General features: G+C 73.0%; 9 protein-coding genes. 2 read left to right on the forward strand and 7 right to left on the reverse strand.

The genetic code is table 11. The features are described from left to right. Positions 1-63: 63 nt before the first annotated feature. The 4 genes from ffh to Q9S36_RS27160 form a co-directional block, all read right to left on the reverse strand. Positions 64-1,641, reverse strand: coding sequence for a signal recognition particle protein (ffh, locus tag Q9S36_RS27145; RefSeq protein ID WP_311287952.1), 1,578 nt, complete (start codon positions 1,639-1,641; stop codon positions 64-66). Between the two features lie 189 nt (positions 1,642-1,830). Next, positions 1,831-4,053: a [protein-PII] uridylyltransferase gene (locus tag Q9S36_RS27150; RefSeq protein WP_311287953.1), complete on the reverse strand. Its 2,223-nt coding sequence runs from the start codon at positions 4,051-4,053 to the stop codon at positions 1,831-1,833. A 25-nt stretch (positions 4,054-4,078) separates the two neighbouring features. Next, the gene (locus Q9S36_RS27155) at positions 4,079-4,417 is read right to left on the reverse strand and encodes a P-II family nitrogen regulator (protein WP_311287954.1); all 339 of its coding nucleotides are present in this window, start codon (positions 4,415-4,417) and stop codon (positions 4,079-4,081) included. Next, a complete protein-coding gene (locus Q9S36_RS27160) occupies positions 4,414-5,688 on the reverse strand; it encodes an ammonium transporter (RefSeq protein WP_311287955.1) in 1,275 nt (424 codons plus the stop codon). Before Q9S36_RS27160 ends, Q9S36_RS27155 begins: the two co-directional genes overlap by 4 nt. A gap of 235 nt (positions 5,689-5,923) precedes the next feature. Here Q9S36_RS27160 and Q9S36_RS27165 point away from each other — a divergent pair, with 235 nt between their 5' ends. Next, positions 5,924-6,868, forward strand: coding sequence for a rhamnan synthesis F family protein (locus tag Q9S36_RS27165; protein WP_311287956.1), 945 nt, complete (start codon positions 5,924-5,926; stop codon positions 6,866-6,868). Beyond that, a complete protein-coding gene (locus tag Q9S36_RS27170) occupies positions 6,858-9,836 on the forward strand; it encodes a glycosyltransferase (protein ID WP_311287957.1) in 2,979 nt (992 codons plus the stop codon). Before Q9S36_RS27165 ends, Q9S36_RS27170 begins: the two co-directional genes overlap by 11 nt. 123 nt (positions 9,837-9,959) lie before the next feature. Here the strand turns inward: Q9S36_RS27170 and ftsY are convergent, their stop codons facing one another. The 3 genes from ftsY to Q9S36_RS27185 all read right to left on the reverse strand — a co-directional run bounded on the left by ftsY (position 9,960) and on the right by Q9S36_RS27185 (position 12,299). Beyond that, complete coding sequence (ftsY, locus tag Q9S36_RS27175; protein WP_311287958.1) at positions 9,960-11,105, reverse strand: signal recognition particle-docking protein FtsY; 1,146 nt, start codon at positions 11,103-11,105, stop codon at positions 9,960-9,962. Between the two features lie 12 nt (positions 11,106-11,117). Then, positions 11,118-12,041 (reverse strand): methyltransferase domain-containing protein, encoded by a 924-nt coding sequence (locus Q9S36_RS27180; protein ID WP_311287959.1) that lies wholly within the window; start codon positions 12,039-12,041, stop codon positions 11,118-11,120. Positions 12,042-12,122: 81 nt separating this feature from the next. After that, positions 12,123-12,299, reverse strand: a complete 177-nt coding sequence (locus tag Q9S36_RS27185) for a hypothetical protein (RefSeq protein WP_311287960.1) — start codon at positions 12,297-12,299, stop codon at positions 12,123-12,125. Positions 12,300-12,309 lie beyond the last annotated feature (10 nt).

Consider the following 12,309-nt stretch of genomic DNA (forward strand, 5'->3'; position numbering starts at 1 on the left):
CGCTTGCTCAACCTGGCCGAGCCCACGCCGGGATCTCGCTCCGCTCGATCCCGGCTGCTCGTCTCACTTCAGGAACTGGGAGAAGTCCTTGGGGAGGTTGAGCTGCTCGGCGGCCTTCTCGTAGTCGACCTCCGCGCCGTCGGGGTTCCCGAAGGGGTTGCCGGCCTTCTCGGCCGCGGCGGCCTTCTCGGCTGCCTTCTGCTGGGCCGCCTTCGCGGGGTTGCCGGAGACGCGCTTCTTGCCCTTCTTGCCCTTCTGCGGCTGCTGGCGGGCGCCGGCACGCTTGCCGCCGCCGAGGCCGGGCATCCCCGGCATCCCCGGCATGCCGGGCACCCCGCCGCCGCGCGCCATCTGCTCCATCATCTTGCGCGCCTCGAAGAAGCGGTCGACGAGCTGGTTGACGTCGGAGACCTGGCGGCCCGAGCCCTTGGCGATGCGGGCGCGGCGGGAGCCGTCGATGATCTTCGGGTTCTCCCGCTCGGCGGGGGTCATCGACTGGATGATCGCCTGGATGCGATCGATCTCGCGCTCGTCGAAGTTCTCGAGCTGGTCGCGGAACTGCCCCATGCCGGGGAGCATCCCCATGATCTTGGTCATCGAGCCGAGCTTGCGGATCTGCATCATCTGCTGGAGGAAGTCCTCCAGCGTGAAGCCGCCCTTGGTGCCGAGCTTCTCCGCGGCCTTCATCGCCTGCTCGGAGTCGAAGGCCTTCTCGGCCTGCTCGATCAGGGTGAGCATGTCGCCCATGTCGAGGATGCGCGACGCCATCCGGTCGGGGTGGAACAGGTCGAAGTCGGTCATCTTCTCGCCGCTGGAGGCGAACATGACCGGCTTGCCGGTGATCGAGCGGATCGAGAGCGCCGCACCACCGCGGGCGTCGCCGTCGAGCTTGGTGAGGACCACGCCGTCGTACCCGACGCCGTCGAGGAAGGCCTGCGCGGTGGTGACCGCGTCCTGACCGATCATGGCGTCGACGACGAAGAGCACCTCGTCGGGCTGGACCGCGTCGCGGATGTCGGCGGCCTGCTTCATCAGCGTCTCGTCGACGCCGAGGCGACCGGCGGTGTCGATGATGACGACGTCGTGGAGCTTGCGGCGGGCCTCCTCGATCGAGGCGCGCGCGACGGCGACCGGGTCGCCCGTGCCGTTGCCCGGCTCGGGCGCGAAGACGGGTACGCCGACCCGCTCGCCGTTGACCTGGAGCTGCTGGACCGCGTTGGGGCGCTGCAGGTCGGCGGCGACCAGCATCGGGGTCTTGTCCTGGTCCTTGAGCCAGAGCGCCAGCTTGGCGGCCAGGGTGGTCTTGCCGGCGCCCTGGAGGCCGGCGAGCATGATGACGGTGGGCCCGCTCTTGGCGTAGCGCAGGCGCCGGGTCTCCCCACCGAGGATCGCGACGAGCTCCTCGTGGACGATCTTGATGATCTGCTGGGCCGGGTTGAGGGCCCCGCTGACCTCCTCGCCGCGCGCCCGCTCCTTGACCGCGCCGACGAACTCCTTGACCACGGGCAGGGCGACGTCGGCCTCGAGCAGCGCGATGCGGATCTCGCGCGCGGTGGCGTCGATGTCGGCCTCGGAGAGCCGGCCCTTGCCCCGCAGGTTCTTGAAGGTGTCGGCAAGGCGGTCGGAGAGTGTGGCGAACACGGTGTGGGTCAATCCCTCGCATCGATGGCTGAAGTCAGGAGTGGTACGACGCTCAAGCGTATCCGTCGCGGCTAGGTCGCACCTGATCGGCGCCGTGCCGGCCCTCGGCGGGACTGGGTGCGGGATGTGGTCGCTGGGTGCCCCGCATTCGCCTGCTCGAGCGGCCACAGGTCCGCTCGAGTCGGGACGTCAGCCGCCGAGGGCGGTGCGGACGGCGTGGGCGGCCGCCGCGGCACGCTCCTCGGTGGGACGGACGCCGCCGACCTCCTGGACGTAGAACACGTCGACCGCCTGCGGGCCGAGGGTGGACACGTGGGCGGAGGCGACCGTCAGGCCGAGCCCCGCGAGCGTGGTGAGCACGCGGTGCACGACGCCGGGACGGTCCGACGTCCGGATCTCGAGCACCAGCGAGGCGCGTGAGGCGTCCGGGCGGACCTCCACGATCGGCGGCAGCTCGCCGGTCGGCCGCTCGGCCAGGTCGGGCAGCCGCTGGCTGCCCTCGACCACCCGCCCGATGCGCTCGCGGACGACCGTGGCGTCGAGGTAGGCGTCGGGCACCTCCCAGGCGCTGACGCCCCACTCCCCGTCGGCGTCGACCTGCGCCCACGCGCGGGCCGCCTTGACGGGCACCCGCAGCGCGGCCAAGCCACCGGCGACATCGGCCAGCAGGCCGACACGGTCCGCGGCGATGACGGTGACCGTGGCGCCGACCTCGTGCGGGGTGATCTCGACCGAGACCGCCCCGGCGTCGCGGCGTACGGCGTCGGGGACAGGCAGCGCCTCGACGGGGACCACCGGCACGATCTCCGTGCCGAGCGCCTGGCCCGCGCGGGACACCAGCCGGTCCACGAGCGACTCCCGCCACGACGTCCAGGCCGCCGGCGCGGTCGCCCGGGCGTCGGCCTCGGTGAGGGCACGCAGCAGCTCCAGGCTCGCCGCGTCGGGGACGTGGGTGAGCAGCTCGGCGGTCGTCGCCGGGTCGTCGGGGTCGCGGGTGGTGGCGAGACCGGCCAGCAGCAGGTGCCAGCGCACGAGCGAGGCCACCACCTCGGCGTCGAGGTCGGTGAAGCCCATCCGGGTGACGACCTTGCGGGCCAGCGGCTCACCGGCGACCGAGTGGTCGTGCAGCGAGCCCTTGCCGATGTCGTGCAGCAGGGCGGAGACCAGGAGCAGGTCGGGACGCCGCACCCCGCGGATCAGGGCACCGGCCTCGGCGCAGGTCTCGACGACGTGGCGGTCGACGGTGAAGCGGTGGATCGCCGAGGCGTGCGGCAGCAGCCGGACCTGCTCCCACTCGGGGAGGAACGACTCGATGCCCCCGACCTCGTCGAGGGTCTCCCACACGGGCAGCAGGGCAGGGCCGCTGGCGAGCAGCCGCACCAGCGCGTCGCGTGCAGGTGCCGGCCAGGGCGTCGGGAGCTCGGCGCCGTCGCGCACCAGCCGGGCGGCCGTGGTCGGGGCGAGCACGGCGTCGCGGCTGGCGGCCTCGGCCGCCGCGCGCAGCAGCAGGGTCGGGTCGTCGCCGGGGTTGGTCCCCGCGTCCAGGACCACCTCTCCGCGGGACAGGGCGATGCCGGGTGCGATCCGCTCGAGGGCGGGCGTGCGGCGCCCCTTCTCCCCCGTCGGCCGGGCCAGGACGGCATCGGTACGCCGCCACGCCAGGCGGGACAGGTGGGTGATCCGGCGACCCAGCGAGCGCACGTGGCGCTGCGCGGCCCCGGCGTCGGGCAGGCCCAGCCGCTCGGCCAGAGGTCCCCACATCTCGGGGGCGATCCGGTCGCCCGGTCGCCCCGCGAGGTCCTGCACCTCGTCGCGGACGTCGAGGAGCATCAGCCGGGCGGCCTCCAGCGCCGGGGTGGACGCGTCGACGAGCCAGCTGGCCTCGATGGCCTTCAGCACGCCCGCGTCGCGCAGCCCACCCTCGGCCTCCTTCACATCGGGGACCGAGGCGTGGGCCAGCTCGCCGGTCACGTCGTGGCGCTTGCGGGTCAGCGCCTTGAGCTCCGGCAGGCGCGAACGGGCCTGCCGCCGCCAGTCGGCGAGCATGGTCGTGCGCAGCCGCAGGCTGAGCCCCGGGTCGCCGGCGAGGTGCCGCGCGTCGAGCAGGCCGAGCGCGACCCTGAGGTCGCCGGCCGCCTCGAGCACCTGGCTCATCGACCGGACCGAGTGGTCGATCTTGCGGCCCGAGTCCCACAGCGGGTACCACAGGTCGCTCGCGAGCCCGCCGAGGTCGACGGAGTCCTCGTGGACGAGGACCACGTCGAGGTCGGAGTGCGGCGCGAGCTCCCCGCGCCCGTAGCCCCCGACCGCGACCAGGGCCACCCCGGCGACGGGCCCGTCGCAGGCGGCGTACGCCTGCCGGCAGAGCTCGTCGGCCGAGGTGGCCCTGGTCTGGCGATGCGCTGCGGTCATGAGACGGTGCCCGAGACGTCGACCATCAGAGCGCGGACGCGTCCTGCTCGCCGGTCCGGACCCGGACGACGGTCTCGACCGGGCTGACCCAGACCTTGCCGTCGCCGATGCGACCGGTCTGCGCGGTCTTGACGATGATGCCGACGACGTCGTCGGCGTCCGCGTCGTCGACGACGATCTCGAGGCGGATCTTGGGCACGAGCGCGATGTCGTACTCGGCACCGCGGTAGACCTCGGTGTGCCCCTTCTGGCGGCCGTATCCGCTGACCTCGGAGACCGTCATCCCGGCGACCCCGAAGGTCTCCAGCGCCTCGCGGACGTCCTCCCACTTGTGCGGCTTGATGACCGCGGTCACGAGCTTCATGCGTTGACTCCTTCCGTGCGGGTGGCGGTGCTGGCGGCGAGGACGCTCGACGAGCCGCCGCTGGTGCCGCTGTGCAGGTCGTACGCCGACTCGCCGTGGGCCGCGAGGTCGATCCCGTTGACCTCGTCCTCCTCGTCGAGGCGGAGGCCGATCGTGTACTTCACGGCGAGGGCGATGACCGCGGTGAGGACGCCGGAGTACAGGACGGCCACCACGACGCCGAGCGCCTGGTCACCGAGCGAGCCGAAGCCGCCGCCGTACAGCAGTCCGTCGACGCCGCCCGCGCCCTCGGAGGTCGAGAACACCCCGATCAGCACGGTGCCGATGATGCCACCGACGAGGTGCACGCCGACCACGTCGAGCGAGTCGTCGTAGCCGAGCTTGTACTTCAGCCCGACGGCCCAGGCGCACACCGCACCGGCGATGGCACCGATGGCCACGGCGCCGGAGAGGTTGACCGCACCGGTGGCCGGGGTGATCGCGACGAGGCCCGCGACGATGCCCGAGGCCGCACCGAGCGAGGTGGCCTTCTTGTGGATCAGGCGCTCGACCAGCAGCCAGCCGAGGATGGCGGCCATGGTGGCCAGCGTGGTCGTGGCGAAGGTGCGGCCGGTCTCGAGCGGGAACTGGGTCTCCGGGTCGTCGCCGAAGACGATCGAGCCGACGTTGAAGCCGTACCAACCCATCCACAGCAGGCCCGCGCCGAGCATGGTCAGCGTCAGGTTGTGGGGCCGCATCTGCTCGCGCGGCCAGCCGATCCGCTTGCCCAGCAGCAGCACCAGGACGAGGGCCGCGACACCGGCGTTGATGTGGACCGCCGTGCCGCCGGCGTAGTCCTGGGCGCCGATGCGGCCGCAGATGAGCGAGTCGTCGGTGCAGCTGAAGACCATGTGCGCCATCGGGAAGTAGACGATCACCGCCCAGAGCGGGACGAACAGCACCCACGCGGAGAACTTCATCCGGTCGGCGACCGCCCCGCTGATGAGGGCGGCGGTGATGATCGCGAAGGTCATCTGGAACATCACGAAGATGTAGTCACCGGTCGAGACGCCGTCGAGCCAGAGCAGCTCGAGCGGGTTGGCGAACAGCGTGCCGTTCCCGCCGAAGCCCATCGACCAGCCGACGGCGACGTACAGGATGCCCACGATCGCGGCGGCGACGTAGGACATCATCATCATGTTGAGCACGGACTTCGACCGGGACATGCCGCCGTAGAACAGGGCCAGCGCGGGCACCGTCATCATCAGGACGAAGGCAGTCGCCACCAGCATGAAGGCGTAATAGCCGTCCACAGAACCTCCAGGGATCGGGCAGGAAACGTACGGGTGTGGTCCGCCGGGGTCATGACGCCGCTGTCATGCAGGGGTCCACGCGTTCGTCGGAAGCCTGCGCGGAGGAGGTTTCGCACGGCGGCGACGCATGTTGCGCGCAGGCAACGGAATGCCGCCTCGTGTTACGGGTGTGTGAACAGGACGGCCCGCTGAGCCACCTTGTTAGTGTTCGGCCGTGTCCAGACTGGCCGTGATGGCGCACTACGACGTCGCCGGAGATCTTCGGCCGCACGTGCGTGGCCAGGTCGAGGCGCTGGCCGCGTCGGTGGACAAGCTGCTGGTCTGCACGACCGCCCACCTGCAGGACTCCGCGCGCGAGTGGCTCAACGAGCGTGCCCAGGTCGTCGAGCGCGCGAACTACGGCTACGACTTCTTCAGCTACAAGGTCGGCCTCGACGCGGCGGGCGACCTGACGGCCTACGACGAGGTGGTGGTCTGCAACGACACCTACGTCTTCGCCCTCGACTCCTATGCTCCTGTCTTCGACGAGATGGCGACCCGGCCGTGCGACTTCTGGGGCCTCACCGCCGCGGAGCGCCTCGCCCCGCACATCCAGTCGTTCTTCGTCGCCTTCCGTCCGTGGGTGGTCGCATCACACGCGTTCACGGAGTTCTGGGAGGAGATGGAGCCCATCTCCAAGCGGCGCCAGGTGATCCGCCGCTACGAGATCGGCATGTCGCGCCGGCTCTACGAGGCCGGCTTCTGCTCCGACACCTACTTCGTCGAGACCCCCGAGGACCGTCGCATCGCGCGCGAGCGGATGCGCTGGTGGGCGGCGCACCGCTCCTCCTTCCCGCGCACGCGCGCGGAGGTGCGCGAGTGGCGCGAGCGCGCCAACGAGCCCTGGAACCCCGCCCGCAGCCTGGCCGACCGGGTGCTCGACAACGCCCGCCTCCCCTACGTCAAGATCGACACCCTCCGCTACGACCCCTACAACCTCGACGCCGACCGGCTGCTCGAGCTGTGCGAGCGCCGCTTCCCCGAGCGCTTCGACGGGGTGCGCCAGTTCCTCGCCGACACCGCGCAGTACTACCCGCTGCGCGACACCGAGCGGCTGCTGCCGACCCCGCTCGCGCTGGAGCCGCTGTTCCCGCGCGTGAGGTACTCCGATGCGCGGTGAGCGCCGCCAGCACCAGGTGAGGCTCGACGACCCGGCGGAGGTGCTCGTCGACTCCGGGCTCGTCGACGTCGACTTCGTCGCCGCGCAGCTCGGCACCCGGTTCGGCTCGGCGTACGACGCCGCCCGCGCCGCGGTGCACGCCGGCGAGGTCTCTCCGCACCCGCTCTTCGAGGCGCAGTGGATCGGCCGGCGCCGCTCCTGGCAGCGCTCGGGCCAGCACCCCGTCCTCTGGTACGTCTCCGAGCGCCGCCGCCGCAACCGGATCGCGCCGCACCCGCTGGTCGACCCGCGGATCATCTTCGCGGCCATGCCCGAGGCCCGCCACCACCCCTACGGCGCGCTGTCCTACTGGCTCTCGGTGTCCGGACCCGGCACCGCGCTGCCCACCCGGATCCTGCCCCGGAAGGTCTCCTGGGGGACCTACCGCGCGGCCGCGATCGAGGCGGCCACCGCCTGGCGTGAGGAGGTCGTGCTCGAGCGGCCCGGGCTGCTGGGACCCTCGCCCGAGCTACCGCAGAAGCTCGGCACGTCACCGGCCGTGACAGTGGTGATGGCGGCCCAGGACTGCGGTCCGCTGGTCCGGCAGACCGTCGCGTCCCTCCAGGCCCAGACGTTCGCCGACTGGCACCTCGTGGCGGTCGACCGCGGCTCCCACGACGACACCGCCTGGGTCCTCCAGGGCATGGCGGCCTTCGACGACCGGATCACCCTGGTCCGGGAGTCGCGCTGCGGGCACGCCCGGGCGCTCAACACCGCCCTCGAGCACAGCACGGCTGAGCACGTCGCGTTCCTGCCGCCGGGCCGCGAGTGGCTGCCCGACATGCTCGCCGGTCTCCTCGCGCACGCCCACGACTCCGGCGCCGCCGCGGTCCTCGCCGGCGCTGGGGCGGTCGGCCGCTCGCGGCTGGAGCTGGTCGGCGGGCGACCGGTCGACCTCGCGACGGCGCTGCTGCGTCGTACGGCGATCAAGGACGTCGGCGGCTTCGACGAGTCGCTCGGCGGGTCGGCGGAGCGCGACCTGCTGCTGCGCCTCACCCGCGACCACGAGCCGGTCCCGGTCGACGTGCCCGTGCTGCGGCGACCCGACGCCGGCGGGGGCGGCTACGACGACGACTGGGACTCCGTGGTGCTCGAGCGCCAGCTCGTCGACTGGGACGCCGCGGCCGCCCGCCCCCGCTCCGAGGACCTCGTCACCCACGTCCTGCCGGTCGGCCCCGAGCCGCGCCGCACCGTGGAGTGGCTCAGCTCCCTGCCGCGCGAGGGCTCGGAGCTGCTCCTCGTCGGCGTGCGGCTGCGGCGCGCCCACCACGTGCTCGCCGCCTCGATCGCCGCGGTCATCTCCGGCGCCCGGTTCGTCTCGGTGCCCACCGCGGTCTCCACCTCGGCGGCGACCAACATCGGCATCGCGCAGGCCGACGGCAGCACGTTGCTGCTGATCCGCCCCGAGGCCACGCCGCCGCGCCAGCCGATCGCCGAGCGGCTGGCCGACGTGCTCCGCGCACCCGGCGTGGCCCTGGCGCAGCCCCTCGTCGTCGACCTCGACGGCGTGGTGCTGAGCGCGGGAGCCCGCTTCGACGCCGACAACCCCAACCCCGAGCTCTTCCTCGCCGGCCTGCCCACGAGCGACGCGGTGCGCATCGGCCAGTGCGCCGTCGCCGCGCCGGCCGCCCCGCTCGTCGCGCTGCGCACCGACACGGCCGTCGCGCTGCGCGGCCTCAGCGGTCGCTTCCACTCGGTCCTCGCCGAGACCGACCTCGGGCTGCGCGCCCGCCACGCCGGGCTCGGCGACTCGGTCGTCGTGCCCGACGCGGTCATCACCTCCCGCACCGACTACGCCGGACCGGAGGAGCTGATCGGAGCGATGGCCTCGCTGCGGTCGAGCGGCCTCACGCCCCCGCCCGACACCGCGCCCGACCTGCTGCGCGAAGCGGGGCTCGAGGTCACCGACCGGCGCAACCGACGGGTGTGCGCCGACCCCGAGGACCGGCACTCACCCGCCGTCCTGGTGCCCGAGCTGGTGCTGCGGCCCGTGAGCGGGGTGCACGAGTCGCCGCCGCGGCTGCGGTGGGCCATCGACATCGCGGCGCCCGCGGCCAACCGGGGCGACCGCTGGGGCGACACCTACTTCGCCCGCTCGCTCGCCGACGCGCTCGAGCGGCGCGGCCAGCACGTGGCCATCGACCGCCGCGACGCCCGCGAGCGCGACTCCCGCGACCACGACGACGTGCTCCTCGTGCTGCGGGGGCTCGATCGCGTCACGCCCCGCCCGGGGCTGCTCAACGTGGAGTGGATCATCAGCCACCCCGACATGATCACGCCCGAGGAGGTCGCGGGCTACGACCACGTCTACGCCGCCAGCACGAGCTGGTCCGCGCGCATGACCCGCGAGTGGGGCACCCCCATCGAGCCGCTGCTCCAGTGCACCGACACGCGCTGGTTCCACCCCGACCGCGCCCGGCCCGACACCGGGCCGGCCGTGCTGTTCGTCGGCAACTCGCGAGGCGTCTACCGGTACGCCGTGCGCAGCGCGCTGGCCATCGGCGCGGACCTCACGCTGCACGGCAACGACTGGACCGAGTTCGTCGACCGCGAGCAGATCGCCTCCGGCGGGGTGGCCAACGAGGAGGTCGGCGCCCTCTACGCCTCCGCCGGCGTGGTCCTCAACGACCACCACCTCGACATGCGGCGCGACAGCTTCGCCTCCAACCGCCTCTTCGACGCCGCCGCCTGCGGTGCGCGCATCCTCAGCGACCGCATCGACGGGCTCGAGGAGATCTTCTCGGGCCTGGTGCTGCCCTTCGACAACGAGCACGAGCTCGCCCGCCTCATCGCACCGCCGTACGACGCCTTCCCCGACGACGAGGCGCGCCGCGCGATCGCCACCCGGATCATCGCCGAGCACAGCTTCGACAAGCGTGCCGAGACGCTGATCGACGACGCCGTGCGCCGCATCCTCGCCCGCCGCTGATCGACGAACGGGGGGTGCGACCCCGGACTTGTCAGGCTCTCGCTGAACTTGTCGGCCCGTGCACGGCCTGACATGTTCAGCGATCCCCGGCTGACCGGGGATCACTGAACGGGCGGGCGGGCGTCAGCCGAGCAGCGCGTCCACGAAGGCGGCGGCGTCGAACGGCGCCATGTCGTCGGGGCCCTCGCCGAGGCCGACGAGCTTGACCGGGACGCCGAGCTCGCGCTGGACCTGGACCACGATCCCACCCTTGGCGGAGCCGTCGAGCTTGGTCAGCACGATGCCCGTGACGTCGACGATCTCGCTGAAGACGCGGGCCTGGATGAGGCCGTTCTGGCCGGTCGTCGCGTCGAGGACGAGCAGCACCTCCGTGACCGGGGCCTGCTTCTCGATGACGCGCTTGACCTTGCCGAGCTCGTCCATCAGGCCGGCCTTGTTCTGCAGCCGGCCGGCGGTGTCCACGAGGACGGTGTCGACGCCGTTGTCCATGCCGTGCTTCACCGCCTCGAACGCCACGCTCGCGGGGTCCCCGCCCTCCGGACCGCGCACGACCTCCACGCCGACGCGCTCGCCCCACGTGGCCAGCTGGTCGACCGCCGCGGCACGGAACGTGTCGGCGGCGCCGAGGGTGACCGTGAGGTCCTCCGCGACGAGGATGCGGGCGATCTTGCCGACGGTCGTGGTCTTGCCGGCGCCGTTGACGCCGACGACGAGCACGACGCCGGGCCTGCCGTCGGTGCCGCTGACCTGGACGCGGCGGTCGAGGTCGGTGCCGACGAGCTCGATCAGCTCCTCGCGCAGCACCGTGCGCGGGTCGGGCGTCTGCCCGCCCTCCACGCGCAGCCGCGTGCGGAGCCGGTCGACGAGGGCCTGCGTGGGGGCCACACCGATGTCGGCGGTGAGCAGCGTGTCCTCGATCGCCTCCCAGGTGTCCTCGTCGAGGCGGTCGCGGCTCAGCAGCGCGAGCAGGCCCCTGCCCAGCCCGCCCTGCGAGCGCGACAGGCGCTCGCGGAGCCGCTGCATGCGGGTGGCGGAGCGCTCCGGCTTCTCGATGACCGGAGCGGCCGGTGCGGCCGACTCCTCGGTGACGACCGGCGGCTCCGGCGGTGCGGCGACCGCGGTCTCGCCCTCGGTCGGCGGCGGGACGATCACGTCGGTACCGCCCGACGGTGGCACGGACCTGCGCCGGCGACCCGAGGTCAGCAGCCCGGCGAGCGTGAGCACGCCGACGACAGCGATGCCGATGATCAGATACAGCCAGTCACCCATGGGCCAATCCAATCAGAGGCGCGCCGCGCGGCGAAGCCGGGTGAGCAGCCCACGCTCGAGCGCCCGCTGCCGGGCGGAGAGCTCGGACAGGCGGACGCGCAGCGCGTCGCGCTCGGCAGCGAGCCGGTCGGCGCGCGCGCGGGAGCGGGCGAGGCGGTCCTGCGCCTTCGCCAGGTCGGCGAGGACCGCGTCGAAGGCGGCCGTGAGGCCCGAGCCGGTGCCCCCGGCCAGCATCGGCGAGGCCGTCTCCCGGCCCGGGTGCGCCACCCACACCACCTCGTGCGGCATCAGCCGGAACCACCGCACCGCCGACTCCCCCACCAGCGCTGGCGGGGTCACCCGCACCGAGGCCAGGCCGGCGTCGCAGAGGCGGGCGTCGAAGTCGTCGCCGTACCACCGCACGTGGTCGCGCTGGCCGAACCGCCGGGCCCGCTCCTCAGGGCTTGCGGCCGGGTCCTCCTCGGTGGCCACGCCTCCCTTGATCGGCACCTCGAGCAGCGCGATCCCGCGCGGGCTGAGCACCCGGGCGATCTCACGCATCGCCGTGCCGTCGTCGGGGACGTGCTCGAGGACGTGGTAGCAGACCAGCAGGTCGACCGAGTCGTCGCGCAGCGGGAGCGCGGTCAGGCTGGCCAGCGCGTCGACCGTCCGCGCGTCGTATCCGGCGTCGAAGGTCACCCGGCGCCGGCACTCGAGGCGGTCGAGGAGCACGGTCGACTGCCGCGACGGCGCGATCTCCACGACCGTGTCGAGGTCGCGCAGCTCGGGCGCGAGCACGCCGAGCAGGAGGGAGAGGAAGCGGTGCCGCTCCAGGCTGCCGCAGCGCGGGCACACCGCGTCGGGCCGCCCGTCGGGACCCGGGCGGAACTGGCGGCCCACCATCGATCCGCAGGCCGCGCAGTAGCCCTTCGGAAGGTGCTGGCGGGCGCCGTTCACGCCCTGCACGCTAGTCCGCTGCTCGGTCACGTCGCGACGCCGCGCCGGGAGGTCACCAGCTCGTGGGAACCGGGCCGAGGCTCACACGCGCGACTCGGAGTCCTCCAGCGTCGGCAGGGCGTCGACACCCTTGCGCATCGCGTTGCCGAGCTGGGGGGCGACGGGCATCTGCTCGCCGCGGTGGGGGTAGGCGACGTAGACACCGACGGCGGCGGCGACGAGCACGCCGAGGGTCATCATGAGGATGATCGCGAGCACGGGGGTTCCT

Source organism: Microbacterium sp. ARD31 (assembly GCF_031844425.1).